This window comes from Massilia sp. AB1 (genome assembly GCF_018119385.1).
Classification (GTDB): domain Bacteria; phylum Pseudomonadota; class Gammaproteobacteria; order Burkholderiales; family Burkholderiaceae_D; genus Telluria.
The window spans coordinates 95,105-114,004 of record NZ_JAGKSG010000006.1; the positions used below are offsets into that span (position 1 = coordinate 95,105).

Genomic DNA, 18,900 nt, shown 5'->3' on the forward strand with positions numbered 1-18,900 from the left:
CCCGGCTCACGCGGTGGCCTTGTGGCTGGCCGGCAGCCCGACCACGCTCAGTTCCGCGCCATCGTCGGCCGGCTTGGCCAGGGGCGCGACCTCATGGCCATCGAGGATGCGCTGCATGCGCGGACGGTCCACGGCTCCCACCCAGCGGGCGATGGCCATGGTGCCGACGGCGTTGCCGATGGTGTTGGTGATGGCGCGGGCTTCCGACATGAAGCGGTCCACGCCCAGCAGCAGCACCATGCCGGCCACGGGGATGTTGCCCATCGAAGCCAGGGTCGCGGCCAGGGTGATGAAACCGGAACCCGTAACGCCGGCGGAGCCCTTGGAGGTCACCATCAGCACGCCCAGGATCACGAACTGGTCCATCAGCGACAGCGGCGTATTGGTGGCCTGGGCGATGAAGATCGCCGCCATCGTGTAGTAGATGCACTGGCCGTCGGGGTTGAAGGTCACGCCGGACGGCACCACCAGGCCGACCACCGGCTTGGACACGCCGAGGTGCTCCAGCTTGTGCATCAGCTGCGGCACCACCGATTCCGAGGAGCTGGTGCCCAGCACGGTAAAGATCTCGTCCTTGATATAGCGGAGGAACTTCCACAGGCTGAAGCCGGAAATGCGGGCGATCGCGCCCAGCACCACGAATACGAAGGCGGCGCAGGTCAGGTACATGCAGGCCATCAGCTGGCCGAGCGAGAGCAGCGACTCCAGGCCGTATTTGCCGACCGTGAAGGCGATCGCGCCGAAGGCGGCGATCGGAGCGATCCGCATCACCATGCCGACCACCACGAACATGGCGTTGCTGAAGGCTTCCAGCATATCGACCACCGGCTTGGCGCGGCGGCCCATGTGCGACAGCGCGACGCCGAACATGGTGGCGAACACCAGGATCTGCAGGATGTTGTTCTTGGCCAGGGCGTCGACCACGCTGGTGGGCACCATGTTGAGCATGAACTCGATGAAGCCGTCGGACTTGGCCGCCGCCGCCGTGTAGTTGGCGATCGAGCCGGTATCGAGCGCCTTCGGGTCGACGTTCATGCCGGCGCCGGGCTGGAACACATTCACCACGATCAGGCCGAGCAGCAGGGCAAAGGTCGACAGGATCTCGAAATAAATCAGGGCGCGTACACCGACGCGCCCCAGTTCCTTCATGCTTTCCATCTTGGCGATGCCGAGCACCACCATGGCGAAAATGACCGGTGCGAACACCATCTTGATCAGGCGGATGAAGACATCGCCGAGCGGCTTGAGGTCCGCGCCGAGCTGGGGATACAGGAAGCCGAGCAGGCCGCCGGCGAACACGCCGACCAGCACCTGCACGTACAATTTGCGAAAAATACCGAGTGACATGATGTCTCCTTGAATGTCGTGCATGCGCTCCCCTTCCCGCTCTGCGGCGGGATTGGCGGATCAGGGGCTGGCAGCCGCCGCGGGCGCGGCGGCGATGCAATAACGCGGTGTGCCTCAGGCGGCGGCGCGTTCGCGGCGGGCGCCGAGGAAGTCGCAGACCGCTTTCGTGACGTCGGCGGTGGTGGCGCTGCCGCCCAGGTCGCGAGTATGCAGCGACGGGGTGCTGGTGACGCTCTCGATGGCCTGCATGACCTGCCTGGCCGCTTCCTGCTCGCCCAGGTGTTCCAGCAGCATGACCACCGACCAGAAGGTGCCGATCGGATTCGCCAGGCCCTTGCCCATGATGTCGAAAGCGGAGCCGTGGATCGGCTCGAACATCGACGGATAGCGGCGCTCCGGATCGATGTTGCCGGTCGGGGCGATGCCCAGGCTGCCGGCCAGGGCGGCCGCCAGGTCGCTCAGGATGTCGGCGTGCAGGTTGGTGGCAACGATGGTGTCCAGGGTCGCCGGGCGGTTGACCATGCGCGCGGTAGCGGCGTCGACCAGTTCCTTGTCCCACTTCACGTCCGGGAACTCCTTCGAGACCTGCAGCGCGATCTCGTCCCACATCACCATCGCGTGGCGCTGAGCGTTGCTCTTGGTGATCACGGTCAGCAGCTTGCGCGGACGCGACTGGGCCAGCCTGAAGGCGAAGCGCAGGATACGCTCGACGCCGACGCGGGTCATCATGCTGACGTCGGTCGCGGCTTCGATCGGGTGGCCCTGGTGCACGCGGCCGCCGACGCCCGAGTATTCGCCCTCCGAATTCTCGCGCACGATCACCCAGTTCAGGTCTTCCGGCACGCAGCGCTTGAGCGGGCCGTCGATGCCCGGCAGGATGCGGGTCGGGCGCACGTTGGCATACTGGTCGAAGCCCTGGCAGATCTTGAGGCGCAGGCCCCACAGGGTGATGTGGTCGGCGATGTCCGGGTCGCCGGCGGAACCGAACAGGATCGCATCCTTGCCGCGCAGCGCCTCGAGGCCGTCGGCCGGCATCATCACGCCGTGCTGGCGGTAGTAGTCGCCGCCCCAGTCGAAGTCCTCGAAGGAGAACTGGAAATCCTTGCTGCCCGAGGCCAGGGCTTCGAGGACTTGGCGGCCGGCCGGAACCACTTCCTTGCCGATGCCGTCGCCTGGGATGGTTGCGATGTGATAGGTTTTCATTGCTGCTGTCTCCGTCTGGTGGTGTGTCGTGCATGCACTGTACCCCGCCCGGGACGAAAAAATGCTCGCAGAATTCAAAGCATTATTAACTTCAGGTTAAATATCAGGCATAGGCAGGCTTACTGGTAGCCGATCAGCACCGAGCTGACGTTGTAGAACGGCATGGTGTGGCCGTTGTTGTCATAGGTCTGCTGCTGGTTCACGTAGGGCGGCTTGCCGTAGTCGACCTGGTAGTGGAAAGTCACCTGGCTGCCGGGCGCTGGCAGCTTGGGCGCCAGGTCCGCGCTCAGCCACGGCTGCACGGCGCCGCCCGGGCACCAGCCCGCACGGGAATAGGTATAGGTACCTTTTTGCGGACTCACGGTCGAGGTCGCGCAATCGGTGCGCCAGATGCGGGCATTCAGGGTCGAGGGATGCTTCGCCCAGATGATGGCGTGGTTGTTGTCGTAGAACTCGGCGGCATTGTGGGCATCGCCCTGGCCATGGCCGGTCACCAGGGTGCGGATCTTGAATTTGCTCGCGTTGGCGGGCAAGGTCACGGTCTTGTCGGGCACCGCCGGGAGGCTGCCTGCGGTGGCCGCCGACTTGCCGTATTCGGCTTGCGAGGCGCCGTTGAAGGCGGCGTCATTCCAGAGCGGCAGCACCGCGACCGGCCTGGGCTCCGGCGTCCCGGCGACCACGGAATAGCTCCAGTTGGCGATCCAGCCCTTGGGCGCGCCTTCCCAGATATCGATCGTCACGCGCATCGGGACCTTGCTCCGCCCTGCGAAGATCGGCTGCAGGTCAGTCACGTCGAAGCTGTACGTGGCCGGCACGCCGTAGGGAGTGATGAAGCGCGCCACATGGATCCAGTTCCCGTCGGGCTGCTTCAGCTCCACGAAGCCCTGCACGTCCCACGAACCGCATTTGCCGGCGCTCGGACAGGCCAGGTCCAGGTTGATCACGGCACGCTTGAAGCTGTTCGCGCCCGCGAACGCCGTGCCCGTATCGAAAACGACGCTGCGCTGGGAAGCGTTGAATTCGTTCCATGCGGTCTGCGCCATGGCGCCCGGCGCCGCCGTCAACATCAATGCGCCCGCGATGCCTCGCCATTGCCGTGAAATCAGCATATCCGCTCCCTTTTTTCTAGTGGTCATGTGCTCCAGGATGAGCTGCGGAACTTATACAGAGGAGGACGTCCGGGTTCTACAGAATTCCGTTTTTCGGGCAAGGTTTAGCAAGATTTAGTAAAAAAACGGGCCCTGAACGGGCCCGAATCTGCTGCGCGAGGAGGCGGACTGCTTACGCCGCCTGCTCTCCATTGCCGATGTCGGCCGCCGCGAGCGCCGTCATGTTGACGATCCGGCGCACGGTCGCGCTCGGGCTCAGGATGTGCACCGGCTTGGCGGCGCCGAGCAGGATCGGGCCCACCGTCACGCCCTTGCCTGCCGTGACCTTGAGCACGTTGAACAGGATGTTGGCCGCATCGACCGAGGGCATCACCAGCAGGTTGGCGCTGCCGGCGAAGCCATCCTCGATCTTGTAGATCGAGCGGATGTCTTCCGACAGCGCGGCATCGCCATGGATCTCGCCGATCACCGACAGTTCCGGCGCCGCTTCCTTCAGCAGCGCGCGCGCTTCGCGCATGCGGCGCGCCGACGGGCGCTCGGAAGAACCCAGCGAGGAATGCGACAGCAGGGCCAGTTTCGGCTCCAGGCCGAACTGGCGCACTTCGGCGGCCGCCAGGCGCGCGATCTCCGCCAGTTGGGCGCTTGATGGCTGGTCGTTGACATAGGTGTCGGTGATGAACAGCGTGTACTTGTCGAGCACCAGCGCATTCATGGCCGCCAGCACGCCCACGCCCGGCGCCGTGCCGATCTCGTTCTGCACATGCACCAGGTGGCTGTCGTAGCTGCCCCGCATGCCGCAGATCAGTCCATCGACCTCGCCCGACTTCAGCAGGCGCGTGCCCTGCAGGGTCGTGTCGCCCTCGGCGTCGACCAGCGTGTAGTCGGCATCGCGCTTGAGGCGCAGGCCGGCTTCCTTGATCGCACGCTCGACCTTGTCCGCCTGGCCGATCAGCACCGGCTTGGCGAGGCCTTCGTCGACCACGGTCTGGACCGCGCGCAGCACGCGCACGTCGGCGCTTTCCGCGTAGGCGATCTTGCGCAAGGTGGCGCGGGCCTTGTTGAACACCGGTTTCATGAAGAAGCCGGTGTGGTAGATCATCTGGGCCAGCTTGTCGCGGTAGGCCGCCATGTCCTCGATCGGACGGGCCGCCACGCCCGACGCGGCGGCCGCTTCGGCCACGCGCGGCGCGATCGCCGCCAGCAGGCGCGGATCGAAAGGCTTGGGGATGATGTAATCGGGACCGAAGCTCAGGTCCTGGCCCTCGTAGGCCGAGGCCACCACGTCGCTGGCTTCGGCTTCGGCCATCTCGGCGATGGCGGTCACGCAGGCCAGCTTCATCTCGTCGGTGATGCGGGTCGCACCGCAATCGAGGGCGCCGCGGAAGATATAGGGGAAGCACAGCACGTTGTTGACCTGGTTCGGGTAGTCCGAACGGCCGGTGGCGACGATGCAGTCGGGACGCGCGGCCTTCGCGACTTCCGGACGGATCTCCGGTTCCGGGTTGGCCAGCGCCAGGATCACCGGCCGCGCGGCCATGGTCTTGACCATCTCGCCGGTCAGCACGCCCGCGGTCGAGCAGCCCAGGAAGACGTCGGCGCCATCGACGATGTCGGCCAGGGTACGGGCCCGGGTGTCCTGCGCATAGCGCGCCTTGTTGGCTTCCATGTTGGCTTCGCGGCCGATATGGATCACGCCGCGCGAATCGGTGACGTAGATGTTTTCGCGCTTCACGCCCAGCAAGACCATCATGTCCAGGCAGGCGATCGCCGCTGCGCCGGCGCCGGAAGCGGCCAGCTTGATCTGGCCGATGTCCTTGCCGACCACCTTCAGCGCGTTGAGCAGCGCCGCGGTGGAGATGATCGCGGTGCCGTGCTGGTCGTCGTGGAAGACCGGGATGTTCATGCGCTCGCGCAGCTGCTTCTCGATGTAGAAGCATTCGGGCGCCTTGATATCTTCCAGGTTGATGCCGCCCACGGTCGGCTCCAGCATGGCGATGGCGTCGACCAGCTTGTCCGGATCGTTCTCGGCGAGTTCCAGGTCGAACACGTCGACCCCGGCGAACTTCTTGAACAGGCAGCCCTTGCCTTCCATGACCGGCTTGGAGGCCAGCGGCCCGATATTGCCCAGGCCCAGCACGGCAGTGCCGTTGCTGATCACGGCCACCAGGTTGCCGCGCGAGGTGTAGTCGGCGGCGGTGTTCGGGTCGGCGGCGATTTCTTCGCAGGCATAGGCCACGCCCGGCGAATAGGCGAGCGACAGGTCGCGCTGGTTCGACAAGGGTTTGGTGGCGACCACTTCGATCTTCCCGCGCACGGGGCTGCGGTGGTATTCGAGGGCGTCGGCGCGGAGCTGGGTATCTGCGACTTCGTTAAGACTGGATTCTGTGCTCATGGCGTTTTCTGATGTGTGAATGGGGAATTCGGTTGCGATTCGCCTCGAATCGCTCGTGCATGGCATCGTGTTGCAGATGCGCTCCAGGCTCGTTTACTGGTGCAGCTGAACAGCTTGGATATGCCGGGGAGATAACCGGCATTCATTGATCGGCCCACCGGTATGGCGGCATCGCTCTTGCCCTATACCTGACAGATTACCAAAAGAGCGGACACTGCTGTCAACAGCGATGCATTTTTCTCAAAGTTGATACTGATACACTGGAAACTACTTTCAACACCCGACCGACACCATGCCCCTGAATCCTTGGATCCAAGCAGCCTTCACTCCAAGCGGCAAGCTGCGCGCCGCGATCAACCTGGGCAACCCCATCCTCGCCTGCCGTGACGCGGCGGGCCGGGCCTGCGGCGTATCCGTCGACCTGGCAACCGAGTTCGCCCGGCTGCTCGATACGGAACTGGAACTGGTGGTCGTGGACACCGCCGGCAAATCGGTGGATGTCGTGGTGGCGGAGAACGCCGATATCGGTTTCTTCGCCGTCGATCCCGTACGCGGCGAGCACGTTGCCTTCACCGCGCCCTACGCGCTGATCGAAGGCTGCTACATGGTGAAGCAGGAGTCGCCGATCCGCGCCAACGAACAGGTCGACGATGCCGCTCACCGTGTGGTCGTCGGCAAAGGCAGCGCCTACGATCTGTACCTGACGCGCAGCCTGCGGCATGCGCGCATCGTGCATGCCCCGAGCTCGCCTGCGGTGGTCGATACCTTCCTGCAAGAAGGAGCGGAAGTTGCGGCTGGCGTCAAACAGCAGCTCGAAGCGGATGCCCGGCGCCTGGGCGACCTGCGCCTGCTGGACGGACGCTTCATGGTGATCCAGCAAGCGATGGGTACGCCGAAAAGCCGCGGGGATGAAGCGGCGGCCTTCCTGGCGCACTTTGTCGAGACGATGAAAGCGAGCGGATTCGTGGCGCAGGCGCTGGCGCGGCACGGCGTCCATGGCGCCTCGGTGGCGCCCATCGCTGCTGATGCGTTCCAGGAAGAGTGATCGCGGGCGGCCCTGGATGTCCTCAGCGCAGTGGCCGGGGCGGCAGCTGGATCGCGGCCAGCGCCCGTACAGCGGCGGGCTCAGCACGCGCGACACAGTGCTGGCCACGACCGCGCAGACCATCAGGCTCAGCACCATGCTGTGGGCGTCGACCATTTCCATGACGATGATGAAGGCGGTCAGCGGCGCCTGGGTGGCGGCCGCCAGGAAGCCGACCATGCCCAGCGCGATCAGGGCGGCGCCGTGGGTATAGCCCGTCAGCAGCGCGATGTCGTGGCCCAGGGCGGCGCCGATCGAGAGCGAAGGCGCGAAGATCCCCGCCGGCACCCCGGACCATGCGGTCAGCCAGGTCGCGACGAACTTGAAGAAGGTGAATGCGCCCGGCAGGCTGGCCTCGTTCTCGAGCAGGCTGCGGGTCGCCTCGTTGCCGCTGCCGTAGGTCGCGCCGCCGCTGAGCGCGCCGATCAGCGCCACCAGCAGCCCGCAGCCGGCCGCGAACCACACCGGATGGCGCGCGCGCCAGCGGCTGGGCGCATCGGGCGACTCGCCGCGCAGGCAGGTCAGCAGCAGGCGCGCGAACAGGCCGCCGGCGCAGCCGCTGGCCAGGGCCGCGAGCAGACCGGGGCACAGCAGCGCCAGCCCGATCGGCCCCGGATGGATGACGCCGAAATGGGTGCCGTTGCCATGGACCGACACGGCGATCAGGCCGGCCAGCACGATCCCGGCGACGATCAGGCCGCTGTTCCGTTGTTCGGGTGAGCGCGACAGCTCCTCGATGGCGAACATCACCCCTGCCAGCGGCGTGTTGAAGGCGGCCGCGATCCCCGCCGCGCCCCCGGCCACGAGCAGCGAATGGGCGCTGACGCCGCTGCCCTTCGGCAGCCAGCGGCGCGCGCCCAGCATCACCCCGGCGGCGATCTGCACCGACGGCCCCTCGCGGCCGAGCGACAGGCCGCCCAGCAGGCCTGCCGAGGTCAGGCCGATCATCGCCATGCTGAGCCGCAAGGAGACGAGCAGCGGCCGGCGGCCTCCCGACAGCGCAGGATCGAGCGCCGCCATCACTTGCGGAATGCCGGACCCGGCCGCGCCGCGCGCATAGCGCCGGGTCGCCCAGACCACCGCCGCGCAGCACAAGGGCGTCCATGCGATCGGCAGCTACCAAGCCTGCCCTTCCAGGCTCCGGAACAGTGCGAACGCCGCCTCGGCCAGCCAGGTGAAGCCCACCACGACCAGCCCGGCGAGCGCCGCCGTGCTGACGACCACGGCGCGGGTGGCCCAAAGATGCGGAGAGATGATTTCGCGTTGGAAGGCAGTGCGGACGTCGTGCTGGGAAGGATCGGGAGGCATGGTGGAGCGTCAAGGTCGCAAGCCGCTCATTATATATACATTTGTAGAAATTGAGTTTCCCTCGATGCAAGCACCCCCCCACCATGGCATCGCATTTGCATAGCTTTCCACCAAACCATCTGAATCAGGCTTGTCCCACGAATTCCGCATAGGGGAGATGTTCCGTCCTGGTACAGGTGTTACATTATGGAACAGCGATTCCAGCACGAGAGCCCGCCCACCGGGCCCAAAGGAGACATGCAATGATGCATCGAGACCCCCTGCCGGCGTCATCGGCTTCCCGCTTGCCCGCGGCCACCTCCGGCGTCGAAGGAGAAGCGACCGCCGTCATCGAAATCTCGCACCAGCGCTCGGCAGGCTACGGCCTCTGCCCGGGCGCTCGTCCCGATTTCAATCCGCTCGCGCGCAACGACCTGTCCTTCCTGCTGGAAAAGAACGCCCAGCTGCACACCCACGCGGTGCCTGCCATGGAAACCCTCTACCAGCAGATCATGAATACCCATAACATGATCCTGCTGACTGACGCCCAGGGCGTGATCCTGCACACCCTGGGCGACGCCGACTTCATCGAAAAGGCGAACCGGGTCGCGCTCTCGGCCGGGGTGGGCTGGTCGGAAGAACGCATGGGCACCAACGCGATCGGCACCGCCATCGCGGAGCGTGCGCCCTCGCTCGTGCACGCCGACCAGCACTTCCTGGCGGCCAACCACTTCCTGACCTGCTCGGCCGCGCCCATCACCGATCACCAGGGCACGGTCATCGGGGTGCTGGACGTGAGTTCCGACCGCCGCAGCTACCACAAGCACACGATGGCGCTGGTGCGCATGTCCGCGCTAATGATCGAAAACCAGCTGTTCGCGGCGAACTTCGAGCATGCGATCATCCTGCGCTTCCATACCCGCGCGGAGTTCCTCGGCACCCTGATGGAAGGCATGGCGGCCTTCAGCCCGGGCGGGCGCTTCCTGGCGGCCAACCGCAACGGCCTGTTCCAGCTCGGCCTGTCCCTCCCCGCCCTGCAGACCCACACATTCAGCTCGCTCTTCGGCCTGCCCGTGTCCGCCCTGTTCGACCATTACCGCACCGCGGCGCCTGGCCTGCTCGACCTGTGCATGCACAACGGTGTGCGGGTGCGCGCACGCGCCGAGCTGCGCCTGGGCAGCGGCGTGCATGCGCTCACCAGCCCGGACGAGCATGCCCCGTCCCAGGTGCCGGCGCCGGTCCCGGCCAGGCTGCGCCGCCTGTCCGGCCTGCGCTACCTGAACACCGGCGACCCGCAGCTGGAAAAAGTGATCGACAAGGTCAACAAGGTGCTCGGACGCGACATCCCGATCCTGATCATGGGCGAGACCGGCACCGGCAAGGAACTGCTGGCCCAGGCCATCCACAACGACTCGCCGCGCGCCATGGGACCGTTCGTGGCGGTAAACTGCGCGTCGATTCCGGAAACCCTGATCGAGTCCGAGCTGTTCGGCTACGAGGACGGCGCCTTCACGGGCGCGCGCAAGAAGGGCGCGACCGGCAAGATCCTGCAGGCGAACGGCGGCACCCTGTTCCTCGACGAGATCGGCGACATGCCGGTCAGCCTGCAGGCCCACCTGCTGCGTGTGCTCCAGGAACGCATGGTCACGCCGCTCGGCAGCAGCAAGTCGATCCCGGTCAATGTGGAACTGATTTGCGCCACCAACCACAACCTGCGCGAGCGCATCGCCCAGGGCCTGTTCCGCGAAGACCTCTACTACCGCCTCAACGGCCTGGTGGTGAAGCTGCCGCCGCTGCGCGACCGCACCGACCTCGAGACCGTGGTGCGCAAGATCCTGGCGACCGAATGCGAAACCCGCCAGTACGCGGTCTCGGACGAGGTGCTGCGCCTCTTCCGGCGCCACAAGTGGCCCGGCAACTTCCGCCAGCTGACCAACCTGCTGCGCACCGCCATCATCATGGCCGGCGACGAGCCCGAGATCGGCATCGAACACATGCCGGACGACTTCCTCGACGACATCGACAGCATGCCGGAGGAACCGGAGGCTGCAGCGCTGCCCAGCGCCGAGCAGATGGTGGCGAACGGCGTCCAGCTCGGCGAAATGGAGCTGACCGTGATCCTCAAGTCGCTGGAAGCCCACGGCGGCAACGTGTCGGCCACGGCGCGCGCGCTGGGCGTCTCGCGCAACACCATCTACCGCAAGCTGCCGCACCTGAAGTAGTTTCATCTCACAGACTCAGGAAAACCCGGCGAGCGCCAGGCCTGGCCACGCTTGTCGATGGTCAGCACATCCACGCCGCCCAGGCGCGCCGCCAGGCTGTGGGCGCAGCGGGCGCCCATCACCATGAAGGCGGTCGACAGTCCGTCCGCCTCCAGCGCCGTGGGCGCCAGCACGGTCACGCTGGCCAGGTCAGCCGGCGAACTGCCGGTGGCGGGATCGAAGATATGGTGGTGGACGAAATCCCGCGTGAACGCGGCTTCGTAGTCGCCCGATGTGGCCACGCTGCGGCCGTCCAGGGCGAAGGACGCCGCCAGCCTGCCAGGTGCGCGCGGATCGGGCACGCCCAGCGCCCACGGCCGGTCCTGCGCCGCGCCGGCGGACGCGAACTCGCCGGTGTCGAGCAATGCATGCGCCACGCCATGCTGCCTGAGCGCGCGCAGGGCCAGGTCGGCGGCGTAGCCCTGGGCCAGGCCATTGAGCGTGATGCACATGCCGCGCTTGCGCAGCTGCACGCGCTCCGGGCTGGCCTCCACTTGCCGCCACCCCACCAGCGCGCGGGCCCGCTCGCGCTCCGCCTGCGATGGCGGCCGCCCCTGGGCGAACGCCTGCCGGCAGGCCTGCCACAAGGGCTGCACCGTGATGTCGAAGGCGCCATTGGTCAGCTGCGACAAGTCGCGCGCATGGCGCAATACCGCCAGCAGCTCGGGAGCCGGCGCGCCCAGCACACCGTCGCGGTTGAGGCGGAATACCTCGCTGCCCGGATCATAGATGCTCATCAGGCGCTGGATCCGCCCGACGGCCGCCAGCGCCGCATCGATCGCGCGCCGCGCCACGCGTTCATCCTCGTGGCGGACCGTGACGGCCACCGTGGTGCCGAAGGCCAGCGCCGCGCCGGTGTGGAGCCGGGTGCGCGGCGCCCTTGCCTGCGCGGTGTCTCCGAGGACGCTCGCCGACCCGAGCGCCGCCGCGATAAAGCTTCGTCTGTGCATCGCCGCCATCTCCCTCATTTTGCCGCCACCTGCAGGATGGCCACTGTCCGGCCGCGCTTCTTGTCGAGGATGCGCGGAGCGCACAGGCTGTCGCTCTCGATGATCGCCACGCAGTCCATGCACTGGAAACATTCGCCGTAGTCGATCTTTCCGTCCGCCCGGATCGCGCCGTAGCCGCAGCGGTGGCGGCAGGTCTGGCAAGGCGCGCCGCATTCCGCGCGGCGCCTGATCCAGTCGAGCACGCGCACCCGCCCCGCCAGCGCCAGCGCCGCACCCAAGGGGCACAGGTAGCGGCAAAAGAACTTGGTCGAGACCATCGCCAGCGCCAGCAGCGCCGCCGCCCATGCGACGAAGGGCCAGGCACGGTCGAAGGCCAGCGTGACCGCCGTCTTGAAGGGCTCGATCTCCACCAGCCCGTCCGCCAGCGCCGGCGCGAACCAGGCGGCGCCCAGGATCGCGGCCAGTACGACATACTTGATGCGCCGCAGGCGCGCGTCGAGGACGCGGCGCACCGCAAGCTGCGGCAAGCGCAGCGCGCGGCCGAGGTGGCCCGCGAGTTCCTGCAGCGCGCCGAAGGGACACAGCCAGCCGCAAAAGGTCCCGCGTCCCCACGGCAGCAGCGACACCAGCACGAAGGCCCACAAGGCCAGCGACATGGGATCGAACAGGAGGAAGTCCAGGCCGCGCCCTGCGCGCAGCGCCTGCAGGACCCCAGTCAGGTTGACGATCGAGAGCTGGGCCTGGGCGTGATAGCCGATGAAGGCGACCGTGAACAGCAGCCACGCACCGCGCATCCAGGCGAACCGGCTTCCATTTCTTGCAAGGCGGCCGGGCTGGGCCAGCGCGACGGCCAGCAGCGCGAGCGCGGCCGCCAGCACCAGCAGGTCCGGCAAGCGGGTGCGCCAGCTCGCTTGCCAGGCCGGGGACGGCGCTTCCCTAGGGTGATACAGGTGTTCCGGCAACCGGTACGCCAGCTGCAATTCGCGCGTGATCCGTTCCGGATAGACGATGCCCTTGTTGCGCGTGACCGGCAAGCTGAAGTCGAGCTGCCGCGCCGCATCCAGCCCCGCCTGGCCGATGACGCGCAGCGCCAGCACGTCCGCCCCTGGCAGCGGCTCCCGCAGCTTCAGGTCGAGGTCGAGGTCGCGCATCTCGATCGGCCAGCCATCCTGGCGCAGCGCGATCCGCTGGGGCACGCTGCCGCGCACGAAATCCTCGGCCAGGATGCCATGGCGGCCCGTGCTCATCACCAGCAGCGCATGGTCGCCGCTGTCGAGCCTGCCCTGGAGCCGCTTCCAGCTGGCGGCATCGAGCAGGTTGCGGCCGACCGCGGGCACTGAGGCCCAGGCCAGGTAGAGATCAATGAAGACCTCGTCCGGCCGGGCCAGCGTTTCCTGGTCCAGGCCTTCCCCGCCGCTGCCCGCGAACAGCTTCTCGGCGTCGCGGTTGAGTACGCGCAGGTGCGCGACCATGCCGGCCTCGCGCAGCGCGCGCAAGTCCATGGGCCGGAACACCGCAGGGTCGATGCGCGCGACCTGGCCGGGATCGCGTCCCTGCGCGAAGCCGAGCTTGGCGCGCGCCACCTGCAAGGCGGCCGACAGCACGCTCTGGTTGACGATGCGCACCGACGCCGTGGCCTTGGACACGCCGTCGAGCCGCACCCGCCCTGCTCCGCCCGGCCCGCCCACATCGATGTTCTGCCCCAGCGAGGCGCCTTCGTACTGCGCCACGAACTCGTGCAGCGGCCCCTCTCCCAATCCCTCCATGAATACCGGCTCGTGCTGCGACAGGACCGCCACCTCGATGAAGCGGCCCTTGGGGTCGATCGCCACCAGCAGGTTGGGCGGCACGCCGGTGAAGCCGGGCACCGGGGCCAGGTCGATGGATTCGAACACATAGCCGACCAGCTCCGTCGCCGTGCCGTTCTGCTTGAACAGCGGCCAGGCCGGCACTTCGCTGGCCTTGACGCCCACCACGATCGGCGCCGGAAAGCGCCGCGCCACCTCTTCCCTGGTGAGCACGCCGGCACGCGCCGCGCCGTCAAGCAGCAGCGCCAGCAACAACAGACAGCGGAACGCGCGCATGGGAGTCGCCCGTCAGAAGAAGATGATGCCGCCCAACGACACGCCATTCATGCGCGCTTCCTGGCCGGCGAAGGCTTCGGAGCGCGTCTGCCCGGCTTCCGCGACCAGGGTGATGACACTGTTGAGCGCGTAGTAGGCGCCGACGGTCAGGTTCGCGTTCGAGCGCAGCCCGCCGGTGCCCGGCGCGGCATCCTTGTTGCGGCTCTTGCCGTAGCCGATGCCCAGCTTGAGCTTGTCGGTAGCCTTGTAGGTGCCCTGTACCAGGAAGTGCGTGGTGCGCACCTCGCCCTGGTCCGCGTCGGACAGCACGCCGAGTCCCTTGCCGCTCTGAACGTTGACCAGCAGCCCCGCCGCGCCGGTATCGAAGGACGCGCCCGCTTCGACGCCGCGCATCGACAGGTCTGGCGTACCAGGCGCGATCCCGTTGAAGCGCTGCGCCTTGGCGCCGATCCAGCCTTTGAAGCCGCCCTGGCTCATCTTGAGCTGGACCTGGAACTGCGGCGACGAGGTCGACGAGTAGGCGGAGCCGGCCACCACCGGCGTATCGGCCACTGGGCTCATGACCGCGATGTCGGCAGTGAAGCCCCTGCTGGCGGGCGTGGTGTAGGCGATCTGGCCGTAGGTGCCGAGATAGCTGTACCCCGCGCCGATGTGGCCGAGCGCGACGCGGCCGCGCTGGGTCGCCTGCACCGGTGCGCCGGCGCCGACCAGGGTCATGTCGCCAAGGATCGCATGGCTGCCGAAGATGCCGTAGTCGCGGCCCAGCTTGAAGGTGCCCAGGTCCGCGCGGCCGAAGGTGAAAAAGGCCTGGCGCACGTCGACCGTACTGTTCTGCGCGATCGCGCTGTCGGTGGCGGTGGCGGCGTAGATGCCGACCAGTGCCTTCACGTCGAAACGGCCCTGCTGAGACGACGCCGATGCGATCAGGGCGTTGGGCAGCAGGCCGTTGCCGATGGTGGTGCGGCTGTCCTCGCCGCCGCAGCCGAGGCCCTGGCCGGCCAGCGCCAGGCCGCCGACCGCATCGCCCTTGCAATCCACCGCGGTGGCGTAGGCGTTGACGATGCCGCCGACCGATACGGTCCATTCGCCGGCCTTGATGTCGACCGCCAGTGCAGGCTGGATGCATGCCGACAGCGCGGTCAGTACGCAGATCTTCTTCATGTGTGTCTCCTCGCATTGTTTTTTGTGGGTGTGGGCATCTGGTGATGCACATGAAGGAAATGGCAAGGAGCGTGCCTGGGCGTTTCGCCCGTCGAATCGGGCGTTGCGCGCGATCGCTTGTCCCAGTACGGATCAGTCGGACTGTTCGCTGCGCCGTTCTGGGTCGCCTGGGCGGCTGCCCGAAACGGCAAAAAAAAAGCTGACGGCCGAAACCGTCAGCAAACATGGCAGGCGTGCACGGACCCGATGCACCCAGCCCTTCCGTTAAACAGATTTACCCTTTCGCGGCCAGCTTGAACACCCACACCGAGCCGCCCTGCTCGAGGAAGTTGACCTTCTTCGCGACCTCGCCGCCCCACAGCGGCACCGCCCCGCCCCAGCCGGACACCACCGCCACGTACTGCGTATCGCCGTCCTGCCAGGTGACGGGCGGCGCCACCACGCCGGAGCCGGTCTGGAACTTCCACAGTTCCTTGCCCGTCTTCGCATCGAGGGCCTTGAGGAAGCCTTCCGGCGTGCCGTAGAACACCAGTCCGCCCGCGGTCGCCATCGCGCCGCCCCACAGCGGCGCCGTATTCTTCGCCTCCCACACGATCTTTCCGCTCTTCGGATCGACCGCGCGCAGCGCGCCGATGTAGTCGTCGAACAGCGGCTTGATGGTGAAGCCTGCGCCCAAGAAGGCGCCGCCCTTCTTGTAGGAGATCGGTTCGTTCCAGATATCCATGCCCCACTCGTTGGCCGGGATGTAGAACAGGCCGGTCTGCTGGCTGTAGGCCATCGGCATCTGGTTCTTCGCGCCCAGGAAGGCCGGCGCCGCGAACACCGTGGAGCCCTTCTTGCCGTCGCCCTTGGTCGGGTCGCTGGGGCGGTTGCTCGCCACGTAGATCGGGCGGCCGGTCTTGAGGTCGATGCCGCTGGCCCAGGTGATCTTGCGCACGAAGGGGAAAGCGTTCTGCAGCTTGCCGCTGCTGGCGTCGATCACGTAGAAGAAGCCGTTGCGGTCGGCCTTGCCGCCGTAGCGCTTGCCGTTCATGTCGAAAGTGACGAACTCGTTGGCGCCGTCGAAGTCCCAGGAATCGTTGGGCGTGTTCTGGTAGGCCCACTTGATCTGGCCGGTCTTGACGTCCAGCGCCACGGTGGACGAGGAGTACAGGTTGTCGCCCGGGCGCAGGTGGCTGTTCCACGGCGCCGGGTTGCCGGTGCCGAAGTAGGCAAGCTTGGTCGTGGCGTCGTAGGTGCCGCCCATCCAGGTGGAGGCGCCGCCGGTCTTCCACAGTTCGCCCGGCCAGGACTTGTTGACCGTGCCGGACACGCCGTTCTCGATTTCCTTGCCGTCCTTGTCGTAGCGGTAGCCCATGTGGCCTTCCACCGTCGGGCGCACCCACAGCAGTTCCCCGGTAGCGGGGTTGCGCGCCTCGACGCGGCCAACCACGCCGAACTCGCCGCCCGACACGCCAGTCAGCAGCACGCCCTCGGCGATCAGGGGCGCCGCGGTCATCGAATAGCCGGCGGCATAGTCGTCGACCTTTTCCTTCCACACGATCTTGCCGGTGTCCTGGTCGAGCGCGATCAGCTGCGCGTCGAGGGTGCCGAAGATGACCAGGTTGCCGAACAGCGCGGCGCCGCGGTTGACCACGTCGCAGCAGGGCATGATCCCGTCCGGCAGGCGGTGCTCGTATTTCCACAGCTTGTTGCCGGTCTTGAGATCGATCGCGAAGATCCGCGAATAGGACGCGGTCACGAACATCTTCCCGTTGTGGATCACCGGCTGCGACTCCTGTCCGCGCTGCTTCTCGCCGCCGAACGAGAACGACCAGGCGGGCACAAGGTTCTTCACGGTGCCGGTGTTGATTTGCGTGAGGGTCGAATAGCGCTGGCCGTTGGTGCCCATGCCGAAGGAGAGCACGCTCTTCTGGTCCTTCGCATCGTTGTCGATCATCGCATTCGTCACCTCGACGGCCTGCACCGTTCCGAGGACGCCCGCCGTGGCGGTGAGTACGGCTAGCATGGTGTTCTTCATCATCGTCTCCTTGTTGTTATCGTTGCATTCAAAATCCCTGCTGCACCGGCAGGAAGCGCAGCAGCGCGCATTCCTCGTCGGTGAACAGCCGCGAGCGCGTCAGGAAGCGGCGCCCGGTCCCGTTATCGAGCGAGAACATGCCGCCGTTCCCGTCCACCACGTCGATCACCAGCTGGGTGTGCTCCCAGTAGCCGAACTGCTCGATGCCCATGTAGAAAGGCGCGCCGTCCAGGTTGCCGAGATAGACATCGGTGTCGCTCAAGCCGAAGTCGCCGGAGGCGTAGCACATCGGCGCACTGCCGTCGCAGCAGCCGCCCGACTGGAAAAACATCAGCGGGCCATGGCGGCGGCGCAGTTCGCCGATGAAGGCCAGCGCCGCGGGCGTGGCGCAGACGCGGTCGATCGAGGTGCTCATGCTTGCTCCTATGTCCAGGTCGCGCCGGCGCCATGCCGGCGCGGGTTCACGCCTCAGAAGAAGCCCAGTGCGTTGGGGCTGTAGCTGACCAGCAGGTTCTTGGTCTGCTGGTAGTGGTCGAGCATCATCTTGTGGTTCTCGCGCCCGATGCCCGACTGCTTGTAGCCCCCGAAGGCCGCGTGCGCCGGGTACAGGTGGTAGCAGTTGGTCCACACCCGGCCGGCCTGGATCGCGCGGCCGACGCGGAAGGCGCGCGCCGTATCGCGCGTCCACAGCCCGGCGCCGAGCCCGTACAGGGTGTCGTTGGCGATGCGCAGCGCGTCCTCCTCGTCCTTGAAGGTGGTGACCGAGACCACCGGCCCGAAGATCTCTTCCTGGAAGATGCGCATCGCGTTATCGCCCTTGAACACGGTCGGGCGCACGTAGTAGCCGCCTGCCAGTTCGCCCTGCTGCACATGGCGCTCGCCGCCCGCCAGCACCTGGGCGCCTTCCTGGCGGCCGATGTCGAGGTAGGACAGGATCTTCTCCAGCTGTTCCTGCGAGGCCTGGGCGCCGATCATGGTCGCGCTGTCGAGCGGATTGCCCTGCTTGATCGCGGCCACGCGTTCCAGCGCGCGTTCGATGAAGGCCTCGTAGATCGATTCCTGCACCAGCACGCGCGAGGGGCAGGTGCAGACCTCGCCCTGGTTCAGCGCGAACATGGCAAAGCCTTCCAGGCACTTGTCGAAGAAGGCATCGTCGGCGTCCATGATGTCTTCGAAGAAGATGTTGGGCGACTTGCCGCCCAGCTCGAGGGTGACGGGAATCAGGTTCTGCGCTGCGTATTGCATGATCAGGCGGCCGGTGCCGGTCTCGCCGGTGAAGGCGATCTTGGCGATACGCTTGCTGGAGGCCAGCGGCTTGCCGGCTTCCAGGCCGAAACCGTTGACGACATTGATGACACCCGCCGGCAGCAGGTCGCCGATCAGCTCCATCAGCACCATGATCGAGGCCGGGGTCTGCTCGGCGGGTTTGAGCACCACGCAGTTGCCGGCCGCCAGGGCGGGCGCCAGCTTCCAGACCGCCATCAGGATGGGGAAGTTCCAGGGGATGATCTGGCCGACCACGCCCAGCGGCTCGTGGAAGTGGTAGGCGTAGGTCTCGTGGTCGATCGGGGCGATCGAGCCCTCCTGGGCGCGGATGGCGCCCGCGAAGTAGCGGAAGTGGTCGATCGCCAGCGGGATGTCGGCCGCCGTCGTCTCGCGGATCGGCTTGCCGTTGTCGATGGTCTCGGCGGTGGCCAGCAGGCTGAGGTTTTCCTCCATGCGGTCGGCGATCTTGTTCAGGATGCGCGCGCGCTCGGCCGGCGAGGTCTTGCCCCAGGCGTCCCTGGCGGCATGGGCGGCGTCCAGCGCGGCTTCCACGTCTTCAGCCGTGGAGCGCGCGACTTCGCAGAAGGGCTGGCCGGTGATCGGGGTGATATTGGCGAAGTACTCGCCCTTGCTCGGCGCGACGAAGCGGCCGCCGATGAAATTGTCGTAGCGCTGCTTGAAGGGATTGGCGACGCCCAGCTTGTTGATGTCCGCGAGATTCATGTCATCCTCTATG

13 protein-coding genes and 1 pseudogene are annotated in these 18,900 nt (G+C 66.8%); 2 read left to right on the plus strand and 12 right to left on the minus strand.

Going from position 1 to position 18,900, the window contains the following annotated elements:
* Positions 1 to 6: 6 nt before the first annotated feature.
* The 4 genes from J8847_RS05655 to J8847_RS05670 form a co-directional block, all read right to left on the minus strand.
* On the minus strand, positions 7 to 1,347 hold the full coding sequence (locus J8847_RS05655) for a dicarboxylate/amino acid:cation symporter (RefSeq protein ID WP_211523708.1): 1,341 nt from the start codon (positions 1,345 to 1,347) through the stop codon (positions 7 to 9).
* A 114-nt stretch (positions 1,348 to 1,461) separates the two neighbouring features.
* Positions 1,462 to 2,550, minus strand: coding sequence for a tartrate dehydrogenase (locus J8847_RS05660; protein WP_211523709.1), 1,089 nt, complete (start codon positions 2,548 to 2,550; stop codon positions 1,462 to 1,464).
* Between the two features lie 119 nt (positions 2,551 to 2,669).
* Entirely contained in the window at positions 2,670 to 3,659 is a 990-nt protein-coding gene (locus tag J8847_RS05665) for a peptide-N-glycosidase F-related protein (protein ID WP_211523710.1), read from the minus strand.
* 172 nt (positions 3,660 to 3,831) lie between these two features.
* Positions 3,832 to 6,051 carry an NADP-dependent malic enzyme gene (locus J8847_RS05670; protein ID WP_211523711.1) on the minus strand — a complete coding sequence of 740 codons (2,220 nt, stop codon included), beginning with the start codon at positions 6,049 to 6,051 and terminating at the stop codon, positions 3,832 to 3,834.
* 292 nt (positions 6,052 to 6,343) lie between these two features.
* Between J8847_RS05670 and J8847_RS05675 the strand changes: the two genes are divergently transcribed.
* On the plus strand, positions 6,344 to 7,096 hold the full coding sequence (locus J8847_RS05675; protein ID WP_211523712.1) for a transporter substrate-binding domain-containing protein: 753 nt from the start codon (positions 6,344 to 6,346) through the stop codon (positions 7,094 to 7,096).
* A 147-nt stretch (positions 7,097 to 7,243) separates the two neighbouring features.
* On the opposite strand, the pseudogene J8847_RS05680 reads toward J8847_RS05675, so the two are convergent.
* Positions 7,244 to 8,215: pseudogene (locus J8847_RS05680) on the minus strand (chloride channel protein); the annotation flags it as partial.
* A 36-nt stretch (positions 8,216 to 8,251) separates the two neighbouring features.
* Entirely contained in the window at positions 8,252 to 8,443 is a 192-nt protein-coding gene (locus tag J8847_RS24490; RefSeq protein ID WP_373999836.1) for a hypothetical protein, read from the minus strand.
* Positions 8,444 to 8,688: 245 nt separating this feature from the next.
* On the opposite strand from J8847_RS24490, the gene J8847_RS05685 reads away from it, so the two are divergent.
* Entirely contained in the window at positions 8,689 to 10,644 is a 1,956-nt protein-coding gene (locus tag J8847_RS05685; RefSeq protein ID WP_211523780.1) for a sigma-54-dependent Fis family transcriptional regulator, read from the plus strand.
* A 2-nt stretch (positions 10,645 to 10,646) separates the two neighbouring features.
* On the opposite strand, the gene J8847_RS05690 is transcribed toward J8847_RS05685, so the two are convergent.
* The 6 genes from J8847_RS05690 to adh form a co-directional block, all read right to left on the minus strand.
* Positions 10,647 to 11,633: an FAD:protein FMN transferase gene (locus tag J8847_RS05690; protein ID WP_211523713.1), complete on the minus strand. Its 987-nt coding sequence runs from the start codon at positions 11,631 to 11,633 to the stop codon at positions 10,647 to 10,649.
* 14 nt (positions 11,634 to 11,647) lie between these two features.
* Positions 11,648 to 13,717 carry a 4Fe-4S binding protein gene (locus J8847_RS05695; RefSeq protein ID WP_211523714.1) on the minus strand — a complete coding sequence of 690 codons (2,070 nt, stop codon included), beginning with the start codon at positions 13,715 to 13,717 and terminating at the stop codon, positions 11,648 to 11,650.
* A gap of 12 nt (positions 13,718 to 13,729) precedes the next feature.
* Positions 13,730 to 14,878: a porin gene (locus J8847_RS05700; protein WP_211523715.1), complete on the minus strand. Its 1,149-nt coding sequence runs from the start codon at positions 14,876 to 14,878 to the stop codon at positions 13,730 to 13,732.
* 274 nt (positions 14,879 to 15,152) lie between these two features.
* Positions 15,153 to 16,886 (minus strand): PQQ-dependent methanol/ethanol family dehydrogenase, encoded by a 1,734-nt coding sequence (locus J8847_RS05705; RefSeq protein WP_229512544.1) that lies wholly within the window; start codon positions 16,884 to 16,886, stop codon positions 15,153 to 15,155.
* A 40-nt stretch (positions 16,887 to 16,926) separates the two neighbouring features.
* Positions 16,927 to 17,313 (minus strand): DUF779 domain-containing protein, encoded by a 387-nt coding sequence (locus J8847_RS05710; RefSeq protein ID WP_211523716.1) that lies wholly within the window; start codon positions 17,311 to 17,313, stop codon positions 16,927 to 16,929.
* A gap of 53 nt (positions 17,314 to 17,366) precedes the next feature.
* On the minus strand, positions 17,367 to 18,887 hold the full coding sequence (gene adh / locus J8847_RS05715) for an aldehyde dehydrogenase (RefSeq protein WP_211523717.1): 1,521 nt from the start codon (positions 18,885 to 18,887) through the stop codon (positions 17,367 to 17,369).
* Positions 18,888 to 18,900: the final 13 nt, after the last annotated feature.

What these genes read in the sequence shown, in the direction of transcription:
- J8847_RS05675 (WP_211523712.1), top strand. Translation starts at nt 6,344, where the DNA reads ATGCCCCTGAATCCTTGGATCCAAGCAGCCTTCACTCCAAGCGGCAAG.
- J8847_RS05670 (WP_211523711.1), bottom strand. Translation starts at nt 6,051, where the DNA reads ATGAGCACAGAATCCAGTCTTAACGAAGTCGCAGATACCCAGCTCCGC.
- J8847_RS05700 (WP_211523715.1), bottom strand. Translation starts at nt 14,878, where the DNA reads ATGAAGAAGATCTGCGTACTGACCGCGCTGTCGGCATGCATCCAGCCT.
- J8847_RS05665 (WP_211523710.1), bottom strand. Translation starts at nt 3,659, where the DNA reads ATGCTGATTTCACGGCAATGGCGAGGCATCGCGGGCGCATTGATGTTG.
- J8847_RS05705 (WP_229512544.1), bottom strand. Translation starts at nt 16,886, where the DNA reads ATGCTAGCCGTACTCACCGCCACGGCGGGCGTCCTCGGAACGGTGCAG.
- J8847_RS05655 (WP_211523708.1), bottom strand. Translation starts at nt 1,347, where the DNA reads ATGTCACTCGGTATTTTTCGCAAATTGTACGTGCAGGTGCTGGTCGGC.
- J8847_RS05685 (WP_211523780.1), top strand. Translation starts at nt 8,689, where the DNA reads ATGCATCGAGACCCCCTGCCGGCGTCATCGGCTTCCCGCTTGCCCGCG.
- adh (WP_211523717.1), bottom strand. Translation starts at nt 18,887, where the DNA reads ATGAATCTCGCGGACATCAACAAGCTGGGCGTCGCCAATCCCTTCAAG.
- J8847_RS05660 (WP_211523709.1), bottom strand. Translation starts at nt 2,550, where the DNA reads ATGAAAACCTATCACATCGCAACCATCCCAGGCGACGGCATCGGCAAG.
- J8847_RS05710 (WP_211523716.1), bottom strand. Translation starts at nt 17,313, where the DNA reads ATGAGCACCTCGATCGACCGCGTCTGCGCCACGCCCGCGGCGCTGGCC.
- J8847_RS24490 (WP_373999836.1), bottom strand. Translation starts at nt 8,443, where the DNA reads ATGCCTCCCGATCCTTCCCAGCACGACGTCCGCACTGCCTTCCAACGC.
- J8847_RS05690 (WP_211523713.1), bottom strand. Translation starts at nt 11,633, where the DNA reads ATGCACAGACGAAGCTTTATCGCGGCGGCGCTCGGGTCGGCGAGCGTC.
- J8847_RS05695 (WP_211523714.1), bottom strand. Translation starts at nt 13,717, where the DNA reads ATGCGCGCGTTCCGCTGTCTGTTGTTGCTGGCGCTGCTGCTTGACGGC.